This window comes from Cupriavidus necator, from assembly GCF_040578825.1.
Taxonomy (GTDB): domain Bacteria; phylum Pseudomonadota; class Gammaproteobacteria; order Burkholderiales; family Burkholderiaceae; genus Cupriavidus; species Cupriavidus necator_E.
Window position 1 is genome coordinate 190,825 of sequence record NZ_JBEFLI010000001.1, and the last position, 21,467, is coordinate 212,291.

Genomic DNA, 21,467 nt, shown 5'->3' on the forward strand with positions numbered 1-21,467 from the left:
GTTGCGGAGGCATTATGACTGACGCATCCGGTCCAGAAACACACCAAAGGCGGTTACCGACTTGAGAGCGGAACACGGCAGATGAACTCATTGTTTTCCTTTGGCACTGAGACGAGCGTTGGCTTCCAGGTCGCGTGGGAGGACGGCGATCGCGTTGTCGGTCGAGGCTGGCGCCTCGGCCCAGACGGCGAACCGAAGGCCGTGCTGGCCGTGTGGCCCGCAGCCGAGCATCCGCTGCCCTCTAGCCTCGCTCGCCTCGCACACGAATACGGCTTGAAGGGTGAGCTGGACGGCAGCTGGGCGGTGCGGCCGCTAGAGCTTGTGCGGGAACATGGTCGGACTGTTTTGCTGCTTGAGGACCCCGGCGGCGAGCCGCTTCCCGCGCTACTGGGCGCCCCTATGGAGGCGGGCCGTTTCTTGCGTCTGGCCATCAGCATCACCGCAGGCCTGGACCAGCTTCACCAGCGGGGTCTTATACACAAGGATCTCAAGCCGGCCCATATCCTGGTGAACGAGGCCCTTATCGAGGTGCGGCTCACGGGCTTCGGCATTGCCTCGCGCCTCTCGCGCGAGCGCCAGGCACTGGCGCCACCGGAAGAGATCGCCGGGACGCTGGCCTACATGGCCCCAGAGCAGACAGGACGGATGAACCGGTCAATCGACGCGCGGAGCGACCTCTATTCGCTCGGCGTCACACTCTATCAAATGCTCACGGGCGCGCTACCCTTTGCCACCGACGACCCGATGGACCTGTTGCACAGCCATCTCGCCCGGCAGCCAGTGCCGCCGGCGGAACGGGTACCATCGATCCCCGCCTTGCTTTCCGCCATAGTGATGAAGCTACTCTCCAAGACGGCGGAGGAGCGCTACCAGACGGCAGCCGGGCTGGAGGCCGATCTACGGCGCAGTTTGGCCGCATGGGAAAGCCAGGGAAGCATTGACACCTTCCCGCTCGGCGAGCACGACCTGCCTGATCGCCCATTGATTCCGGAGCGGCTCTATGGACGGGAGCGCGAGATTGAGACCTTGCTCGCTGCCTTCGATAGGGTGGTGACCCAGGGCACGCCAGAGATTGTCCTGGTCTCCGGCTACGCCGGTATCGGGAAGACCTCGGCCGTGCTTGCGTTGCGCAGCGCACTGGCTCTCAGGAATGGCCTCTTTGCCTCGGGCAAGTTCGATCAGTACAAGCGAGACATCCCGTATGCGACGTTGGCACAGGCTTTCCAGAATCTGATCCGCCCACTACTGGGCAAGAGCGAGGCCGACTTGGCGCCCTGGCGCGCCGCACTGGCGGAGGCGCTGGGCCCGAATGGCGGCCTCATGGTGCCGCTCATACCCGAGCTCGGGCTGATTCTGGGGCCGCAGGCGCCGGTGCCGGAGCTGCCGCCGCGCGACGAACAGCACCGATTCCAGATGGTTTTCCAGCGCCTGCTTGCCGTCTTTGCCCAACCCGCGCATCCGCTGGTACTCTTTCTCGACGACCTGCAGTGGCTGGATGCGGCAACACTTGATCTGCTCGAGTATCTGGCGACCCAGCCGGAGGTACGCCACGTGCTACTTATCGGAGCCTATCGGAATAACGACGTCAAGCCCGGACATCCGTTGCTACTGCGATTGTCGGCAATCCGCCAGGCCGGGGGGCGGGTAAATGACATCGCACTTTCCCCCCTTGGGTTCGAGGATGTAAGCAGACTCATCGTCGATGCCTTGCGTTGCGCACCTGGGGACGCCGCACCTCTGGCCCGCCTGGTGCAGGAGAAGACTGGCGGTAACCCATTTTTCGCCATCCAGTTCCTCACCGCCCTGACCGAAGAGGGGCTGCTCGTTTTCGATCATCGTGGCGCGCGCTGGTCTTGGGACCTTGAGCAGATTCGGGCCAAGGGCTTCACCGACAATGTGGTCGATCTCATGCTCGCCAAGCTGAGGCGCCTTCCCGCGGCGACCCGTAACGCCCTGAAGCAGTTGGCGTGTCTCGGCAATGACGCGGCGATCGCTACCCTGGCCATGGTCCAGGATGCCAGCGAGGCGGAGCTGGACGCGGCTCTGTGGCCGGCGGTACGCGCCGGACTTGTGTTGCGTTTGGGAAATATCTACCGATTCCTGCACGATCGTATCCAGGAGGCGGCCTACGCGCTGATTCCTGAAGGCGCGCGGCCGGCAGTGCACCTCGCTATTGGCAGACGGCTCGCTGCGGGCACGCCGCCTGAGGCAATAGCGGAGCGTGCCTTCGAGATCGTCGGCCAGCTCAACCGCGGCACCGACCTCATCACCGCGGCCGAGGAGCGGGAGCAAGTGGCTGAGCTGAATCTGCTCGCCGGCCAGCGCGCCAAGGCGTCCACGGCCTACACCTCGGCGCTGACCTATCTCACCGCCGGTGCAGCGCTCGTGCAGGGGGACGCCTGGAATCACCGGCCCAAGTTTGCTTTCGCGTTCGAGTTCCACCTCGCCGAATGCGAATTTCTGACCGGCGCGTCGGCCGCAGCGGACGCGCGCCTGGCCGAGCTTGCGTGCCGTGCCGCCAGCCTCCCCGATCTGGCCTCCGTCACCCAGCTGCGGCTGGAGCTGTTTCTGGCCCTAGGCCAGCGCGAGCGCGCCGTCGAGGTGGGCCTCGACTACCTGTACCGCGCCGGCGTCCAGTGTTCGGCACACCCGACAAATGAGGAGGTTCTGCAGGAATACGATCGGATGTGGCGGCAACTTGGCGACCGCCCAATCGAGGCGCTGCTCGACCTGCCGAGGATGACCAATGCGGTCGCGTGCGAGACCATGGATGTCCTGACCGCGCTGATGCTGCCGGCCTGGTACACCGACGTGAACCTGGGCTCCCTCATCATCGGGCGGATGGCAAACCTCAGCCTCGAGCATGGCAACAGCGACGCGTCGTGTCTCGCCTATACCTGGCTCGGCATGCTCCTGGGGCCTCGGTCCGGCGACTACAAGGCGGCATTCCGCTTCGGACAGCTCGGCCTGAATCTGGTCGAGCAGCGCGGGCTAGACCGCTTCAGGGCCCGCGTCTACCAGGCTTTCGGCGGCCACGTGATGCAATGGACGCAACCCATCCGTGCCGCACGCAGCCTGGTGCGGCGCGCTTTCGACGTGGCCAGCAAGCTTGGTGACCTTACCTACGCGTCCTTCGCGCGCAACAACCTTATTACGCAGTTGCTCGCCTGCGGCGATCCGCTTGCCGAGGTGCAGAATGAAGCTGAGGCCACGATCGGCTTCGCGCGCCGGGCGAGCTTCGGTCTCGCCGTCGACCGGGTCACCCCACAGCTCCAGCTAGCGCGAACTCTGCGCGGACTGACCCCGGTGTTCGGCGTCTTCGATGATGATGATTTCAACGAGGGGCAGTTTGAGCGGTATCTGGATGAGGCTCCGGGCCCCGCCCTCGCCGCTTGCTGGTACTGGATCCGAAAACTGCAGGCACGCTTCCTCGCCGACGACCACGCCGCCGCCATAACGGCGGCGGACAGGGCAGAAGGTCTCCTCTGGACGTCGCCATCGTTCTTCGAGCAGGCGGAATACCACTTCTACGCAGCGTTGGCGCGGGCCGCATGCTGCGGCACGGCCGCCGCGCCAGAACGGACGCGGCACCTGGCGGCATTGGCCGCACATCATCGCCAGCTCCTTGTCTGGTCCGAGCATTGTCCGGGGAATTTCGAGAACAGAGCCGCATTGGTTGGCGCGGAAATCGCCCGCCTCGATGGGCGCGAAGTTGATGCAATGGGCCTCTACGAGCAGGCCATCCGCTCCGCGCAGGACAACAATTTCATCCATAACCAGGCACTCGCCAACGAGTTGGCCGCGCGATTCTATGCTGAGCGTGGCTTTGAAAAGGTTGCCCGCGTGTATTTGCAGGATGCCCGCCATGGCTATCTCCGCTGGGGCGCCGGCGGCAAGGTGCGGCAACTCGATGCGTTGTATCGGCCCCTCTGGGGGGAAGAGCGAGCACCCGCACCAACGACGACGATCGGGGCGCCGGTCGAACACCTAGACCTCGCCACCGTGATTGCCGTGTCGCAAGCTGTGTCCGGCGAGATCGTCCTGGACAAATTACTCGACACACTCATGCGCACCGCGATTGAACAGGCCGGCGCGGAACGGGGACTGCTGATCCTGCCCCGAGGGTCCGAGCAGCGCATCGCAGCAGAGGCTACGACCGGTGGCGATATTGTCACAGTGCAGCTCCGCGACGAGAGCGTGACTGCGACTGCGCTGCCGGCATCGGTGCTCCACTATGTCCTGCGCACCCGCGAGAGCATCATTCTCGACAATGCCGCGACACAGAAGCCATTTTCCGACGATCCGTACACTCTGCAGCATCATGCCCGATCCATTCTCTGCCTGCCATTGATTACGCAGACCAAGCTCGTCGGTGTGCTCTACCTCGAGAACAACCTCGCGCCACGCGTCTTCGTGCCAAGCCGCACCACCGTGCTGAAGATGCTCGCCTCGCAGGCGGCGACTGCGCTGGAGATTACTTGTTTGTACCGGGATCTCGCACAACGCGAAGCGAAGATCCAGCGCTTGGTCGAGGCCAACATCATTGGGATCTGCATCTGGCACCTGGACGGCCGAATTCTCGAGGCCAATGACGCGTTCCTCCGCATGCTGGGCTACGACCGCGAGGACCTCGCCTCGGCCCCCTTGCGCTGGACGGACCTGACGCCCCCGGACTGGCGCGAGCGTGACGCACGGTTGCTCCAGGATCTCCGGATCAGCGGGACCTTGCCGCCGTTCGAAAAAGAGTTCTTTCGCAAGGATGGAAGCCGCGTGCTCGTCCTGCTAGGGTGCGCGACATTCGAAGCGGGTGGCGACCAAGGTGTCTCCTACATACTTGATCTAACCGAGCGCAAGCGCGCCGAGGAGGCGCTGCACCAGGCACAGGCCGAACTGGCACACGTTACCCGCGTGACGACGTTGAACGCGCTGACCGCCTCGATCGCTCACGAGGTCAACCAGCCGCTGACCGCCATCGTCACCAACGCCAATGCGGCCCTGCGCTGGCTCGCTCGCCAGCCGCCCGATCTCGCCGAGGTGCGAGAGACGTTGGGGAGCATCGTTCAGGATGGCCATCGGGCTGGCGCAGTGATTGGAGGCATGCGTGCGCTGCTTAAGAAGACGGCCGCCGTCACGGCGTGCCTTGACATGAACACCCTTATCGAAGACACGATTGCCCTCATCCAGGGAGAGGTAGGCCGCCATCATGTCCTGCTCCAGACGGAGCTGGCGCCTAACCTGCCGCCGGTTGTGGGTGACCGGGTTCAGTTGCAGCAGGTGCTCCTGAACCTGATGATGAATAGCATCGAGGCAATGAAAGAGGTGGCAGAGCGGCCGCGGGAACTGCTGATTCGGTCGCGCCTCGACGCATCGGGGGCTGTGCTGGTTGCCGTTCAGGATGCCGGCATCGGGCTGGAGTCGCAAGATCTGGAGCGGGTTTTCCAGACCTTCTTCACTACCAAGGCGGAGGGTCTGGGCATGGGCCTGGCGATCTGCCGGTTGATCGTCGAGGCACACGGAGGGCGGCTGTGGGCGAACCCCAATGTGCCTTGCGGGGCCGTGTTTCAGTTCACCCTGCCGCCTCAGGACTAGATTCCTCCCGCCGACCGCGGGGGGCTACAGGGACTCAATGCGGCGCCTCGCAAATGCCGAGTTGCTGTGCCATCAATACAAGCTCGGCAAAGGTGCGCGCCTTCATCTTGCGCATGGCCTGGCCGCGATGAATTTTCACGGTAACCTCGCTGATACTTAGCTCGCTGGCGATCTGCTTGTTCAGCAGACCCGCCGCCACCATGCGCATGACCTCGGCCTCGCGCGGCGTCAGGCTCTGGTAGCTGGCTCGCAGTTCATCCAGCTTACGCATGCCATGGCGGCGATGCTGATCCTTTTGCAAGGCGGCCGCCACGGCATCGAGCAGGTCCTGCTCACGGAATGGCTTCGCCAAAAAATCCTCAGCACCAGCCTTCATAGCCGCAACGGTCATGGCGATGTCGCCGTAGCCAGTCATGAAAATGATCGGGATCTGGATGCCCATTTGGGTAAGCCGTGTCTGCAAGTCGAGGCCGCTCTGGCCGCGGAGCCTGACATCGAGCAAAAGGCAAGTGGGTGCGTCCGGAAACGCAAACGCGAGCAGTTCCGCGGCCGACGCGAACAGAGCGACCCGCATCCCGACCGATCGGAACAGATTCTCCAACGCGCTGCGAAGCACCGCGTCGTCATCAACGATCAGCACCATCGCTTCGTCAATCGCACTGTTGTCCGCAGTTACGAAGCTGTCGACTGTCACAGTCTCTTCTCCAGTGCACCCATCGGCGCGCGAGGTTAGGACAGGCCCATCCACGCCCAATGTGGCATGACCCAAAAAAATCTTCCATTGCATCACACGGCTGAGAATCTGAACACTTATACCATGTGGTTAGTCCAGCGTTGCTCTTGCAGACGGCACCGGCCAGCCCACATGTAGGCCACCGCACATCAAGGTCGCACGCAGCCGTCCCCTCCCCACGCGATAAGTTCTGGCGAAGCCATCCCCCGTTGCTGTAGCACCGCTAGCGGCGTCGTGATGAAACCAAGGCAGCGGACGATTAACACGAATCGACAATGGCCACAGCCGAGAGCACGGACTATTCTTGCTTCAGGTTGCGATTTGGTCATTTGCGCCTATCGCGGCCCGTTTTCAACGCCGCCAGACACGGCCCTGTCGAGGCGCAAGCCGTCGCAACAGCCAATTCTTCCCCACTTAGGAGCGATACGATGTCCAACCCCAAGCTTGAAGTCCTGACCCCGCAGAACAGCCAGCTGATCTTCATCGACCACCAACCGCAAATGGCGTTCGGCGTCCAGTCGATGGACCGCCAGGCGATGAAGAACAACGTCGTCGGCCTGGCCAAGGCGGCAAAGATCTTCAATATCCCGACGACGATCACCACCGTCGAGAGCGAGTCGTTCTCGGGCTTCACTTATCCGGAACTGCTCGACGTGTTCCCGGACCAGAAGACGCTGGAGCGAACCTCGATGAACTCGTGGGACGACCAGAAGGTGCGCGATGCGCTCAAGGCCAACGGCCGCAACAAGGTGATCGTGGCCGGCCTGTGGACCGAGGTCTGCAACACCACCTTCGCGCTGTGCGCCATGCTCGAAGGCAACTACGAGATCTACATGGTCGCCGACGCTTCGGGCGGCACCAGCAAGGAAGCCCACGACTACGCCATGCAACGCATGGCCCAGGCCGGTGTGGTGCCGGTGACCTGGCAGCAGGTGCTGCTCGAATGGCAACGCGACTGGGCCCACCGCGACACCTATGACGCCGTGATGAAGCTGGTGAAGGAACACTCGGGCGCCTATGGCATGGGTGTCGACTACGCCTACACGATGGTCCACAAGGCCGCCCAGCGCACGGCTACGGGGCACGAATCCATCGCACCGGTGCCCGCACGCTAAACAGCTGATCAAAGAAGAAGATAGTCATCGGCCTACGCACGATTTCCGTGCATAGGCCGATGCAACCAGCGATCTCATTCATCCAGGATTCCGAGCCAACTTCCGGCTAGCCCTAATCATGCAAATAGAACACACCCAGGAACAAGGTCACAACATCGATGCATCGCGCCGGCAACTGCTGGTAGGCAGCACTGTTGGCGCTGCGGCCGTATCGGTGGCGTCGCTTGCCGCACTGACGCCCACGGCCGCGGAAGCCGCGCCGGCCAGCAGCCGCGCCACGAAGCAGGGCCACTACGTCACGACCAAAGACGGCACGCGCATCTTCTACAAGGACTGGGGCACGGGCAGCCCGGTGGTGTTCTCGCACGGCTGGCCGCTCAATGCCGACGCCTGGGACGCCCAGATGCTCTTTCTGGTCCAGAAGGGATTCCGGGTGATCGCCCATGACCGGCGCGGCCATGGCCGTTCGGACCAGCCCGCGCAGGGCAACAACATGGACACCTACGCCGACGACCTGGCCGCGCTGCTGGACGCCCTCGACATCAAGGGCGCAACGCTGGTCGGCCACTCCACCGGCGGCGGCGAAGTGGCGCACTACATCGGCCGTCATGGCACGAAGCGCGTGGCCAAGGCGGTGCTGATTGGCGCGGTGCCGCCTATCATGCTCAAGACCGCGGCCAATCCAAACGGCCTGCCGATGGAAGTGTTCGACGGCATCCGCAAGGGCGTGGCGGAAAACCGCTCGCAATTCTACAAGGACCTGACCACGCCGTTCTTCGGCTTCAACCGGCCCGGCGCCAAGGTTTCGCAAGGCACCATCGATGCGTTCTGGGCACAGGGCATGACCGGTGGCCTCCTGGGCCAGTACGCCTGCATCAAGGAGTTCTCGGAAGTGGACTACACCGGGGCCCTGAAGAAAATCACCGTGCCGACGCTGATCCTGCACGGTGACGACGACCAGATCGTGCCCATCGACAATTCGGCCCGCCTGTCGGCCAAGCTCGTCAAGAACGCCACGCTCAAGGTATATCCGGGTGCATCGCATGGCATGTGCGTAATCAATGCCGACCAGGTCAATGCCGACCTGCTGGCCTTCCTGAACGCATAAGCCGAGATGTCCATTACCCGCCGGCACTTCATCGCCTCGACTGCCGCCCTCGGTGCGGCAGCCTCTTCGGAACTATTCGCCATGTCACCGAACCCGACTCCCGACCTCATTCTCGTCAACGGCAAGTTCGCCACGCTCGACCGTGCCAATCCGCAGGCCGACGCCGTGGCCATCCAGGACGGCCGCTTCGTGGGCGTCGGTACGCGCCAGGACATCATGAAGCTGGCGGGAACGCAGACCAAGGTGATCGACCTGAACGGCCGGCGGGCCATTCCCGGGCTGATTGACAGCCACATGCACATCATCCGCGGCGGCCTGAACTACAACATGGAGTTGCGCTGGGACGGTGTGCGTTCGCTAGCCGATGCCATGCGCATGCTCAGGGATCAAGTGGCACGCACCCCTGCACCGCAATGGGTGCGCGTGGTGGGCGGCTTCACTGAGCACCAGTTCGTGGAAAAGCGCCTGCCGACCATCGACGAACTGAACGCCGTGGCGCCCGACACCCCCGTGTTCATTCTGCATCTCTATGACCGCGCCATTCTGAACGGCGCCGCACTGCGTGCCGTTGGCTACACCAAGGACACGCCGAACCCTCCGGGCGGCGAGATCGTACGCGATGCGCGCGGCAACCCCACCGGCCTGCTGCTGGCCAAGCCCAATGCGACCATCCTCTATGCCACGCTGGCCAAGGGCCCGAAGCTACCGCCCGAGTACCAGAAGAACTCGACGCGCCACTTCATGCGCGAGGTGAACCGCCTGGGCGTGACTGGCGTGATCGACGCTGGCGGCGGCTACCAGAACTACCCTGAGGACTACAACGTCATCGAGGAACTGCACCAGGAAGGCCACCTCACGGTGCGCCTGGCCTACAACCTGTTCACGCAGAAGCCCAAGGAAGAACTGAGCGACTTCAAGACCTGGACGTCGACCGTCAAGCCGGGCCAGGGCGATGACCTCTATCGCCACAATGGCGCCGGCGAAATGCTGGTCTACACGGCGGCCGACTTCGAGGACTTCCGCGTCGAGCGCCCCGACCTGGCGCCGTCGATGGAAGCCGACCTCGAGCCGGTGATCCGCCTGCTGGCGGAAAAGCGCTGGCCGTGGCGGCTGCATGCGACTTATGACCAGACCATTACGCGCGCGCTCGACGTCTACGAGAAGGTCGCAAAGGACATCCCGTTCAACGGTCTGAACTGGTTCTTCGACCACGCCGAGACAATTTCCGACCGCAATATCGACCGCATCGCCGCGCTCGGTGGCGGCATCGCGGTGCAGCACCGCATGGCCTACCAGGGCGAGTACTTTGTCGAGCGCTATGGCGCACGCGCGGCCGAAGCCACGCCGCCGGTCAAGAAGATGCTGGAAAGAGGCGTGAAGGTCGGCGCCGGCACCGACGCCACACGCGTGGCCTCGTACAACCCGTGGGTATCGCTGTACTGGCTGACCACGGGCAAGACCGTCGGCGGCATGTCGATGTATCCACAGGCCAACCTGCTCGATCGTGAAACAGCGCTGCGCCTGTGGACCGAGGCCAACACGTGGTTCTCATCCGAAGTGGGCAAGAAGGGCCAGATCAAGGTGGGCCAGCTGGCCGACCTGGCCGTGTTGTCGGCCGACTACTACTCGGTGCCGGGCGACGACATCCAGGACATCACGTCGGTGCTGACCGTGCTCGGCGGCAAGGTGGTCTATGGCGACAGCGAATTCGGCAAGCATGCGCCCGACATCCCGCCCGCGATGCCCGACTGGTCACCGGCCCGCCACGGTAGCCAGTACCAGCCGCGCCCGCAGGCCCAGGCGCGCGCACTGGCGCTGAACACCGCGTGCGGCTGCGCCAGTTCGTGCGGCGTGCATGGCCATGCGCATGCCAATGCGTGGACCTCGAGCGTGCCGACGTCGGACGAAAGCACGTTCTGGGGCGCGCTGGGCTGCTCGTGCTGGGCATTCTGATCCACGTTGACCACATCGGAGAGCGGCCATGACCATCTCGACGCCCCCGCTAGCCACGGCCGGCAACAACACCCACCGGCTGCCTCGCTGGCTGCGCTGGATCGCCCTGCTGTTGCTGTGCGCAGCCTACCTGCAGGGCGGATTGGTCAAGCTGTTCGACTTCTCCAGCGCAGTGACAGAGATGCAGCACTTCGGCCTGTCGCCCGCCGTGCCGCTGGCTGCGGCGACGATTGCGCTGGAGCTTGGTGCGTCGGCAATGATCCTGACCGGCTTCTGGCGCTGGCTAGGCGCACTGGCGCTGGCGGCGTTCACGCTGATGGCCACGTTCCTGGCCAACCGGTTTTGGAGCGCACCGCCCGAGGCGCAGTTCATGATGGCTAACGCGTTCTTCGAACATCTGGGCCTGGTGGGTGGGTTCCTGCTCGTGGCGTGGGATGACCTTCGCACGCGGAGACAACCATGACGCCATCTGCCATCTCGGCGGCCAAGCCTGCATCGGGCGGCACGTTTGCCCCGCTGGCCCAACCCACGTTTGCGGTACTGTGGGTGGCCACGATCCTCGGTAACATCGGCAGCTTCATGCGCGATGTGGCCAGCGCATGGCTGGCAACCGATCTTTCCACTTCACCGGCAGCGGTCGCCACGATCCAGGCGGCTGCCACGCTGCCAGTCTTCCTCCTTGCGATTCCGGCCGGTGTGCTCTCCGACATCCTCGACCGGCGCCGCTTCCTGATCGTGATCCAGATCGGACTGGCCATGGTCAGCGGCACGCTGATGCTGCTGGCGTGGCGCCAGGCGCTGACAATCGAGATCCTGATTGCGCTGGCGTTCGTCGGCGGTATAGGTGCGGCGATGATGGGTCCGACGTGGCAGTCGATCGTGCCCGAGCTCGTGCCGCCGAGCACGCTGCGACAGGCCGTGGCACTGAACTCGCTGGGCGTGAACGTCGCCCGTGCGATTGGACCGGCTACCGGGGGTGTGCTGCTCGCGGCATTCGGCGCGGCTGCCACGTATAGCGCAGACCTGCTCAGCTATGTGTTCGTCATCGCTGCGCTGATCTGGTGGAAGCGTCCCGAAAAGCCAAGCGATCCGCTGCGCGAACACTTCTTCAGCGCTTTCCGAGCAGGCTTACGCTTCACGCGCGCGCACAGCAAGCTGCACGTAGTATTGGCGCGCGCCGCCGTGCATTTTGCCTTCGGCAGCGGCGTATGGGCCTTGCTGCCGCTGGTAGCCCGTCAGCTGTTGCATGGCGGTGCCGGCCTCTATGGAATGTTGCTGGGCGCAGTGGGCGCTGGCGCGATCCTTGGCGCGCTGACGATGTCCAGACTGCAGCAGCGGCTCGATGCAGATGGCTTGGTGCTGTTGTCCGCGATCGTCACGGCGGTCGTCATGGCGGCGCTGTCGAGCGCACCACCCATATGGCTGGCATTGCCGCTACTGTTGCTGCTCGGCGCCGCGTGGATCATGGCGCTGACCACGCTCGGCGGCGCGGCGCAGGCGATTCTGCCGAACTGGGTGCGCGGCCGCGCGCTGGCGGTCTACCAGATGGTGTTCAACGGCGCGCTGGCCGGTGGCAGCCTGGTCTGGGGCTTTGTGGCGGAGGCACTGGGCACACCGCATGCACTGCTGATCGCCGCGGCGGGGCTGGTCGTTACCGCGCTGATCCTGCGCCGCATGCGGCTGCCGCGCGGCGAAGAAGACCTCGGTCCCGCACGTCACTGGCCCGAACCGGAGATGGCCGGCGAGATCGCGCACGACCGCGGTCCGGTGATGATCCTGATCGAATACTGCATCCCCCCCGCCAACCGCGATGCGTTTCTGCATGCTGTGCACAAGCTGTCGGAAGAGCGTCTGCGTGACGGTGCGTTCAGCTGGGGCGTGATGGAAGATCCGGCCAACCCCGAACTGCTGACCGAGTGGTTCCTGGTCGAGTCGTGGGCCGAGCACCTGCGCCAGCACCGGCGCGTGCCCCACGCCGATGCCGATGTGCAGCGCGACGTGGCCGGCTTCCACGTGGGCGCCGAGCCGCCCCACGTGCGACACCTGCTCGGCCTGGGCTTGCCGCCGGCGTAACATCGCACCGATTTCCCCCCTCCAACCTTGTCTCATATGAAGCTCTATCTCATCTCCCTTGGCGCCGGCATTCTGGTCGGCATCATCTATGCATTGATGCAGGTCCGCTCCCCTGCGCCGCCCGCAATTGCTTTGATCGGGCTGCTAGGCATGCTGATTGGCGAGCAGGTTGTGCCGCCGGTCAAGCGCATGCTGGCGGGCGAGCCAGTAACCATTGCATGGTTCCGCGGCGAATGCGTCCCGAAGATTACGGGTACACCGCCCAATGCGGACACGACCGTTGAACCGTCGGCATCCCTCCCCGCGCGTAGCAAAGAAGGGAATCAGTAACCGCATGAGTCGTTTCCGGAACCAGCCCGAAGCACTTACCAGCCGTACTAACGCAATCGCGCCCCGGCGCATTCACGTCGCCTTGGCAGCGTCGTTGTCCGCGGCCGCGGCACCTGCCGTGGCGGACAACAATTTCGCGATCTATGGTCGGCTGAACACGGCAATCGAGTATGTGACCGTGACCACCGCAACCGACGGCACCAGATTAGGCAATACGGCGCGCCTCACGAATAACCGCTCCGTGTTCGGCATGCGGGGCGAGGAACAGTTGGCCAATGGGATCAAGGCGATCTGGCAAATCGAAAGCGCCCTGTCGATTGACAACGGCACGGGGCAAATCGCCGCGCGAGATACCCGGCTCGGCCTTCAGAGCCCGTACGGCACCCTCTTCATGGGCAACTGGGACACACCATACACAAGTGCGACCAAGAGCTACGACCCGTATTACCCCACCACTCCGGGTTACATGGCGCTGATAGGCAATGGCGCTGCCTCTACCAGCGACAATGTCCAGAACACCAGCTCATTTGATCGACGGCAGAAGAACTCGTTGCACTACCAGTCGCCGAAGTGGCACGGCTTGAGCGGCGCCATCGCCTGGGGACTGCCGGAAGAAAAGACAACGGTGCCGCGCAATCCGGCGCTATATTCCTTTGCCACCGCCTATGATCACGGCAACCTGAACCTGACGCTTGCCTATGAAATCCATCGGCACTATCAGACCAGCGGACGCAACGACGACGCAATGAAGGCGGGAGTTTCCTACCAGTTCCCGTCGACGCGCATCAGTGCCCTGTATGAACGCCTGCACTATCGCACCGCCACTGGAGACCTTACGCGCAATGGCTACTATATCTCGCTGATACAGCAGCTTGGCACCGGCAGCATACGCGCAGGCTTCGCCTTTGTCGGCAATGGCACCGGCACAGCCGCAGAAACGATTGGCTCCGTCCACAGCGGTTCGGAGACCGGCGCATTTCAGGTGACCGTCGGCTATGACTACCCCCTTTCCAAGCGAACCGCGCTATACGCTTACTACAGCCGCATCAACAACCGCAGCAACGCGACCTATGACTTCGCCATCAATAACATCGGTATCAAGGCCGGCGCCGATCCCCAGACGTTCGCCATTGCCATGCGGCACAGCTTCTGACCCGCAGCTGACCAACCTTTGTGAGAGACCGCATTGACACCCACACAGCTTCCCGACACGGGCCGCCGCGCTGATCTTTCGTGGCCTGCGTTCGGCTGCATCTTAGCCTTCGTCGCTGGCTATGTAGACGTGGTCGGGTTCATTTCACTATTCGGCCTATTTACGGCGCACGTGACAGGAAACTTCGTCATGATCGGCGTCGACATCGCCGGTAATTCGACGGGCCTGCTCGCCAAGCTGCTTGCGCTGCCGACTTTTGCCTTCGCGGTTGCGGCCACAAGACTAACCGAGTCACGCATCGTACGGGACAAACAATCGGCACCCTCACTGTTGCTATTTGCCGAGGCCACGGCGCTGGTTCTTTTCATAGTTGCCGGGGTCCACGCCTCTCCCATTTCCGATCCAAGTACGCCTGCAGCCGCCGGCGCTGGCATGCTTGCCGTAGTGGCCATGGCTATTCAGAACTCACTGTCCAGGACGTCTTTGTCAGACCTCGGTCCCACCACGATCATGACGGGAAATACCACGCAAATTATCATTGACCTGGTGGACTTACCATCCGCATCTGAAGTGGAACGCAAAGCCATACGCGGTCGACTCAAGAAAATGGTACCAGCCCTCGCGGGTTTCGCATTGGGCGCCGCTCTCGGCGCACTTGGCTATTCGATGCTTTCGATCTGGTGTGTAATACTGCCAGCAATATTGCTGACCGCACTCAGTTTCTTGACCTGGCGCAATGGCGCGAACAGCCTGCAGAAATGAATTGATAGACGAATGATCGAGATTACCGCGCCTTGCTGCGCTACATAACTTGCAATCGACATCGGATAACTGAAACGCAGTGCCGTAGCTGTGCTGCTCCGACGTCCTGGCACGGCTCAGAAGCCCAACGCCGACAGAAGCTTCCAGAAACGGTGCGAACGACCATCCCCGCCTCTCAACCCAAAGGATCGGATCGGGGAGAATCCGAACTCGGTAACGTTGGGCGGTTGGAGCCGCCGCGCGAGTTCCACTGTGCGAGCTCTGCCTCCCACTGTAGTTATTGCTTGCCAGCTCTGAGGCTCATCCAGGCAAGTCCGGATTCCCAGTTGACGCCAATTTTATACTTGTCCATATTGTGCAACGGGTGACGGCAGATAGCCGCGTGTATCGCTGGCTCTGCGTAGGCAGGTGCCCCCATCGTTGCAGTGGGCATCACCGAGGTGTAGTTTGGTGAGCCTAAGGAATAATGTTAGCCATTGGCAATGGTTGACCGACCTCACGTTGCCGCTGCCAGTACCGAGCTGAGCAAGTAACGTTCTAAAGCCCGCGGCCAGGCCGAAGCTGCAGCCAGCTAATACGAACAGACAATGGCCGTAGCCTGCATCGCCAATTAATCTCTCTGGGTTACGCAGGATCACCACACTTTGCAATTGACTTTGACCTGAATCGGCGTCCGGAAACCTGTCTGGCTACCTTGCTGTGGGGGCGCCGGAGTTCGTTCCCAAACATCGGTTGGCTATAGAGAGATCTCGAGAAGCCGGCGCATGCACTGTGCTGAGGACAGTCCTGCGCGGGGGACGGGCGGCTCATCGGCTGCTTCCTCTGATTTCGCATCCGTGTACTGGATTTCCGGCACGAAGGTCCCCCGAACCTCCTTCACCAACAAGAAGACTCACATGAACAGAGACACCCTCACCACCGCCGCTGGTGCACCGATCGCAGACAACCAGAACTCGCAGACCGCCGGTCCGCGCGGGCCGATGCTGCTGCAGGATGTCTGGTTCCTGGAAAAGCTCGCCCACTTCGACCGCGAGGTGATTCCCGAGCGCCGCGTGCACGCCAAGGGTTCGGGCGCGTACGGCAGGTTCCGCGTGACGCTCGACACCACGAAGTACACGAAGGCGTCGTGCGGGTGCAGATCGAACACTTCACCAAAGCCGATCCGGCCTATGGAGAAGGAGTGAACTGCCTAAAGTAGGCCGACCGATCCGCCGCTGCCCTGCTCAGGAGGGCAGCGGAAGCTTGAGGCAGCACGACCAAGGCTAGCACTCGCCTGTGGGCGGCGATGGAGCAACTGGTGTCACCAAAAAAGCCACCATAGTCTGTGCCTTCGAGCGTTTCAGCAAGATAGTAACCATGTCGACCCGGCTAAGGGCGCTGCTCCCTACTATAGCAGCTTCGACAACCACAATAGCGCCGTCTACTATCAATTATTAACGGATGCGGCGCCGTCCCACCCCTGTACAAGGACTTTTGAAAGATGCGGCGCAATTTCGAAACAGCCAAGCAGGTAATACCTTGGTATGAATTGGACAGAATAGCCTGCTCTCTCAGTTCCCCTGAGGCTCGGATCCCTCTGGCCGGCGTGACTTCGTCGCAACGCGCCGTGAGACGTGTCGCCGAGGAGTCGGCAATACCACCGTATGGTAGGTTGCGCACCAGTTTGGTATTACTCTTCCAAGAGAGCATTGCCAGCGCTCAACGCCTATACAAGGAGTCAGTGTGATAGCTCGCCCCACGATCGCAATAGTTGACGACAATGTTGCCGTGAGAAATGCCATGGGTAGGCTGCTGCGTTCCCTCGATTTTGGCGTGCAATTGTTCGGAGGAGGTCAAGAGCTACTGCGGTGTACTTCGCTGCGTTGCCTGTCCTGCGTGATCACAGACGCGAAAATGCCCGGCATGGACGGCTTCGCTCTGATAGAGGCGTTGCGTGCACGCGATCTCGATATGCCTGTCATTTTCATGACTGCATTTGCACATGAGGGATTCGACGAGCGTGCCATTGCAATAGGTGCGACGTGCGTCCTTTACAAGCCCTTTCAGGACACGGACATGATCCAATGCATTGAAAAAGCATTGAGTCCGCGCAAGAGGGGCTCTCCACCGTCGTGAGTGTGTCGATGAGACACCCTTACATCGCCTTCGCCCTCTGCAAGCTGCCTGATGCCGTCCCTACGCTATGGTTGCGGTTCTAAGGTCTTGAGACCGCAGCCGGATGGCAGGCTGCTCATCAGTTCCGGACTGAGAGGGAAGCAGAACGAGACCGAGAGTTTTCGCAAGAAGCACCAAATCGGCGAAACTCCGAGCCCTCATTTTTCGCATTGCCTGGCATCGATGAACTTTGACAGTCACCACACTGATGCACATAGCGGCGGCAATCTCCTTGTTTGTCAAACCTGACGCGGCATGCGCCATGACCTCACTCTCCCGCGGCGTCAGGGAGCGGTAGCAGTCGCGCACTGCAGCCAACCGGCGCTCGCGCTCGCGTCGCAAGCTTTCCTTCTGTATTGCCTCCGTGACGGCATCGAGCAGTTCCTGTTCACGGAACGGCTTGGAAAGAAAGTGTTGTGCTCCCGCCTTCATAGCGGCAACCGTCATCGGAATGTCCCCGTAGCCGGTCATGAAGATGATGGGAATATGAATACCGAGCTCTGCCATGTGGGCTTGCACATCCAAGCCACTTTTCCCCTTCAGGCGCACATCGAGAACCAGGCAACAAGGCGCATCTGGGAAGCCGAAGGCAAAGAGCTCGGCCGCGGAGCCGAGCAGCACGGCTTGAATGCCGACTGAACGGAATAGGCTTCCCAGCGCGTTCCGCACCTGCAAGTCATCATCAACAACAAGGACCACCGCGTCGTCCTGCGACGCTGATTCGGTGCGCATCGGTAATACAGCTGTCACGGTAGGGGCCTCCACGTGGCATCGACATCAGAGACGCGAATCACCCGCAGGCTCCATGTGGGGAGATACGGCGCGCCCGACAGCAATGTAGTGTGACACCAGCCCTTTGGCTTGAACGCTTGTGCGCTCTATGGTCTTTTTGTGCTCAGGTTGGGCCAGATGGCTGGCAACCAGTCGGGCCTAGTCCTGCCGACCACTCCGCCAGTCACCCGGCGTCAGGCCAAGCTTCTTAGAGAAGCTGCGTGTCAGATGGCTCTGGTCCGCAAATCCGCACGATGCGGCAATCCCAGCTATCGGAGAGTCCGTGGTGCGCAGCAGTGCCGCCGCGCGCTCGAGGCGACGCTCCAGCAGCCATTCATGTGGTGTCTTGCCAGTACTCTGCCGAAATGCCCGGGAAAAATGGCTTCGGGACAATTGACACGCATCAGCGACCTCGGCAATGGACACGTTTCCGTCGTCAAGTCGCGCCGCGAGGAACTCCTGCGCTCGCGCAAGTATGCGAGGCGAAAGTCGGCCCATGGAGTGAGTGCGTGCCCGATTGACACGTCCATAGTTTTCGACCAGGTATGTGCCAATCGCGTGTCCGAGTTGATCGATAAACAGCCTGCTGGCGCCTTCAGGCCGCGCGAGCGCAGGTAAGAGTGCCTGTGCGAGATGGGCCAGCACGGCGTCCGTCTGCGCCGCGGCATGTCGCAGTTCAAGCCCTGCGGGGCAGCCGAGTTCTAGGGCTGTACGCTCCATGAAGGGGCGCGGCAGTTCGATGAGTACGAAATCAAACGTCCCATACATATCCGCCTTGTAGTCATCCTGGAAGTTCCGCAGATAGATGGAACCTGCCTCGAATGCATGCATGTTCGCCTGATTTGGACGTAAAATGCGTCGACGATGGCCTTCCATCAGAGAGACGCCAACCAGAAACCCTCGTGCTGAAGCTGGGGTCACTACCTGACTCATCCGCTCAATCACGGAACTCTTGCGGTAGAAATGGAGATCGCCGGCGGCAAGCGCCTGATCGTATCGCAATGCCTCCGAAAAGCACCCCAATGAGTCGCGCTGAATGGCCAGCTTGGCAGATTCGTGAGTAGATGTGGAGAGTCGCATGGCCAGGTAGTCATGATCGTCGCGCCAAGCCAGACACGACCGGGCGACCTTGCGTTACTGAAAATACCATTGACGCTGGCAGCTCGAAAAAGCGCCCGCCTTCCTGCAGTCAGCCGACTGCTTGAAGAACATACTATCATCGCCAACCATAAAAGAATAAAGTGCTGATTTCGCCGTTCGTCAGGCAGGTCGCGATACTCTTGCCGGCCTGGATGCAGAAATAGAATGCGCCTCTTACGCCACCGTCCGCCCCCCCGCAAATTTGCTCGTAGCCGGACTTTTATCGAAACGAACGTGTTGCGGTGGTCCGGGATTTCCATAATTGCTCCGACTTCCGATGAAGTTTGCTTCCGCGGACGACGCGATTTCAGGTAGCGTCAAGCGCTTATGCTCCAGTCCTTTCCGGTTACGGACGCGCCAAGCGTGTAGGCCAGTCATACCAGAAGACGATGGAAACTGTGGTCTCATCCGAATAAAGTGCCCAATCGCCGGCACTTGAGACAGACGCGGGATGAGCAAACACGGAGAGTCCATGAATGGCAACATCTGCTTAAAGATGGCCCAGCTCCAAGCAGCGGCCCATGCCAATGAACAAGACGCGACATTGTGGCGCTGGTTCTCAGATCAGATGGAGGACCAGACTATGAACTGCGAACGCAAAAAGGGGGACTGGATCATTTGCGTGGCCGGTCGCGAGCTGGCGCGTGACCCGTCTTTCGACCTGGCGGTTCGCGCCGCTCACCTCCTTAGCCGCGCACTGAGAGCCCTGTAGACGAGCCGGTGACGATGTATGCGCTGCGGCTCTCCTCGATAATTGACGCTCCTGCCGCTGCCGGCAGCATTGCACCCCGATGGATTGAAACGCACTGCGACGACCTACTGCGATAGATTAGTAAGGGCATGTTCCCGCTGCCGACACCCGGCACACCATTCCCGTCGACCTTAAGCAAATCCGGCACAGATCGGCGCCGCGTGGGCGTTGCACCTGGGTAGAAGCACTCCCAAATCGTTCGCATGCGCACGGTATCGCCCCCAAGCGGTGGTCTGTCACCCGAGGGGCGACCGATGGGCAGCATGCCGCTGCGGCTTTTTCCTGCGGTACGGGGGTTTCGCACTGCTGCGCCGCAGCTACTTCGACGCTCTCGACGTGGCGCATCGCCGGTGGCCGGTTGCACTTCTTCGGCGGCTACTCTGGTCATCCTTCCCTCTTCACGCAGTGCCTTGCATACGTACATGTAATTGGGTGTCTACATCGGTCGGTGGGGACCTGAAGGGGTGCTCCCCTATTTGTCGCGCTATATCGGTCGCGCGGCGATTTTCAACAAACGGCTGGGCACCCGGCGTCCTGAACAAGGTACGCACTCACAAGACGAAGACGCTCCAGACAGAGAGGTCATGTGGAAGTTCTTCCAAGGCGATAGATCCAGTAGGACAGAGTCCTCTCGCGCCTCGAAGATTCAATTATTTTGAATAACTATGGCAGAGATAGGTCGCTTTCTCGGATGCGGCAGCCGGTATAGTTCTGTACATGGATAGCGAAACGGCGACGGAGAGAATCTGCGTTGCCAGCTAAAACTTAAATCGTTGAATCAAATTTTTTGGATAGAAATCATGTCGAACGCTAAACTGCAAGTCCTGACCCCGCGCAACAGCCAACTGATCATTATCGACCATCAGCCCCAGATGGCATTTGGCGTGCAGTCAATGGACCGCCAGACCATGAAGAACAACGTCGTGGGCCTGGCCAAGGCGGCCAAGATCTTCGACGTGCCGACGACCATCACCACGGTGGAGAGTGAGTCGTTCTCCGGCTTTACCTATCCAGAGATCCTGGACGTGTTCCCCGGCAAGGAAACGCTGGAGCGCACCTCGATGAATTCCTGGGATGACCAAAAGGTGCGGGACGCGCTGGCCGCTAATGGCCGCAAGAAAATCGTCGTGGCGGGCCTATGGACCGAAGTCTGCAACACCACGTTCGCCCTGAGCGCGATGCTCGAAGGCGACTATGAGATCTACATGGTGGCCGACGCCTCAGGCGGCACGACCAAAGAAGCCCACGACTATGCGATGCAGCGCATGATCCAGGCCGGCGTGGTACCGGTAACCTGGCAGCAGGTGCTGCTCGAATGGCAGCGCGACTGGGCACTCCGCGATACCTATGACGCCGTGATGAAGCTCGTCAAGGAACACTCGGGCGCCTACGGCATGGGCGTTGACTACGCCTACACGATGGTGCACAAGGCGGCGCAACGTACCGCGACCACGCACGAATCGATCGCGCCCGTGCATGCACCGGTGATCGAGCACTAAACAACTTCGGTCTGCGCCGAAAACCTCCTGCAGTTTTCGGCGCCATACAACCTTCGGCTGCAAAGCCGCCACGGCTCACTGGAAAATGACACACGACAAGAAGATCGCCACGAAGTGGGAAATGGCGGCGTTTGCATTCCTTACCGGCTTTAATGCACACGCCCACACGTCTTCGTCACTGGGCGTTGCTTCTGGCACGCTCGCCGTTTGCGCGCTGATTGCGCGGGCCATGCATAGCTGGGGAGAACAGCCCGCTATCGCGAGCGCCGCTCTCCCGTAAAAAAGCGCAGTCCTACGGCGGCACTTTCATCCGCCAAAACCCTGCTTCTCGGACGA

At 61.7% G+C, this 21,467-nt stretch carries 15 protein-coding genes and 1 pseudogene; 13 read left to right on the forward strand and 3 right to left on the reverse strand.

Going from position 1 to position 21,467, the window contains the following annotated elements:
- Positions 1-81: 81 nt before the first annotated feature.
- Positions 82-5,589, forward strand: coding sequence for a trifunctional serine/threonine-protein kinase/ATP-binding protein/sensor histidine kinase (locus tag AB1I47_RS00965; RefSeq protein WP_354681902.1), 5,508 nt, complete (start codon positions 82-84; stop codon positions 5,587-5,589).
- Between the two features lie 34 nt (positions 5,590-5,623).
- Here AB1I47_RS00965 and AB1I47_RS00970 read toward each other — a convergent pair whose 3' ends face one another.
- Entirely contained in the window at positions 5,624-6,232 is a 609-nt protein-coding gene (locus AB1I47_RS00970) for a response regulator transcription factor (RefSeq protein WP_354681975.1), read from the reverse strand.
- A gap of 518 nt (positions 6,233-6,750) precedes the next feature.
- Here AB1I47_RS00970 and AB1I47_RS00975 point away from each other — a divergent pair.
- From AB1I47_RS00975 to AB1I47_RS01025, 10 genes and pseudogenes are all read left to right on the forward strand, one after another.
- Entirely contained in the window at positions 6,751-7,437 is a 687-nt protein-coding gene (locus AB1I47_RS00975) for a hydrolase (protein ID WP_354681903.1), read from the forward strand.
- 118 nt (positions 7,438-7,555) lie between these two features.
- Positions 7,556-8,545, forward strand: coding sequence for an alpha/beta fold hydrolase (locus tag AB1I47_RS00980; protein ID WP_354681904.1), 990 nt, complete (start codon positions 7,556-7,558; stop codon positions 8,543-8,545).
- Positions 8,546-8,551: 6 nt separating this feature from the next.
- Positions 8,552-10,498: an amidohydrolase gene (locus tag AB1I47_RS00985; RefSeq protein ID WP_407935783.1), complete on the forward strand. Its 1,947-nt coding sequence runs from the start codon at positions 8,552-8,554 to the stop codon at positions 10,496-10,498.
- Between the two features lie 28 nt (positions 10,499-10,526).
- Entirely contained in the window at positions 10,527-10,961 is a 435-nt protein-coding gene (locus AB1I47_RS00990) for a DoxX family protein (protein WP_013951981.1), read from the forward strand.
- Positions 10,958-12,571 carry an MFS transporter gene (locus AB1I47_RS00995; RefSeq protein ID WP_354681906.1) on the forward strand — a complete coding sequence of 538 codons (1,614 nt, stop codon included), beginning with the start codon at positions 10,958-10,960 and terminating at the stop codon, positions 12,569-12,571. The genes AB1I47_RS00990 and AB1I47_RS00995 overlap by 4 nt, the downstream gene beginning before the upstream one ends.
- 36 nt (positions 12,572-12,607) lie before the next feature.
- Positions 12,608-12,901 (forward strand): XapX domain-containing protein, encoded by a 294-nt coding sequence (locus AB1I47_RS01000; protein ID WP_354681907.1) that lies wholly within the window; start codon positions 12,608-12,610, stop codon positions 12,899-12,901.
- A 4-nt stretch (positions 12,902-12,905) separates the two neighbouring features.
- Complete coding sequence (locus AB1I47_RS01005; protein ID WP_354681908.1) at positions 12,906-14,054, forward strand: porin; 1,149 nt, start codon at positions 12,906-12,908, stop codon at positions 14,052-14,054.
- Between the two features lie 33 nt (positions 14,055-14,087).
- A complete protein-coding gene (locus tag AB1I47_RS01010) occupies positions 14,088-14,816 on the forward strand; it encodes a YoaK family protein (RefSeq protein ID WP_354681909.1) in 729 nt (242 codons plus the stop codon).
- An 896-nt stretch (positions 14,817-15,712) separates the two neighbouring features.
- Positions 15,713-15,940: pseudogene (locus tag AB1I47_RS01020) on the forward strand (catalase); the annotation flags it as partial.
- A 598-nt stretch (positions 15,941-16,538) separates the two neighbouring features.
- Positions 16,539-16,931, forward strand: a complete 393-nt coding sequence (locus AB1I47_RS01025; protein WP_354681910.1) for a response regulator — start codon at positions 16,539-16,541, stop codon at positions 16,929-16,931.
- Between the two features lie 60 nt (positions 16,932-16,991).
- Here AB1I47_RS01025 and AB1I47_RS01030 read toward each other — a convergent pair whose 3' ends face one another.
- Complete coding sequence (locus AB1I47_RS01030) at positions 16,992-17,702, reverse strand: response regulator transcription factor (RefSeq protein WP_354681911.1); 711 nt, start codon at positions 17,700-17,702, stop codon at positions 16,992-16,994.
- 198 nt (positions 17,703-17,900) lie between these two features.
- Entirely contained in the window at positions 17,901-18,821 is a 921-nt protein-coding gene (locus AB1I47_RS01035) for an AraC family transcriptional regulator (protein ID WP_354681912.1), read from the reverse strand.
- A 532-nt stretch (positions 18,822-19,353) separates the two neighbouring features.
- On the opposite strand from AB1I47_RS01035, the gene AB1I47_RS01040 reads away from it, so the two are divergent.
- Positions 19,354-19,593 carry a hypothetical protein gene (locus AB1I47_RS01040; protein WP_354681913.1) on the forward strand — a complete coding sequence of 80 codons (240 nt, stop codon included), beginning with the start codon at positions 19,354-19,356 and terminating at the stop codon, positions 19,591-19,593.
- An 839-nt stretch (positions 19,594-20,432) separates the two neighbouring features.
- Positions 20,433-21,131 (forward strand): hydrolase, encoded by a 699-nt coding sequence (locus AB1I47_RS01045; RefSeq protein ID WP_354681914.1) that lies wholly within the window; start codon positions 20,433-20,435, stop codon positions 21,129-21,131.
- The last annotated feature ends 336 nt before the right edge of the window (positions 21,132-21,467 follow it).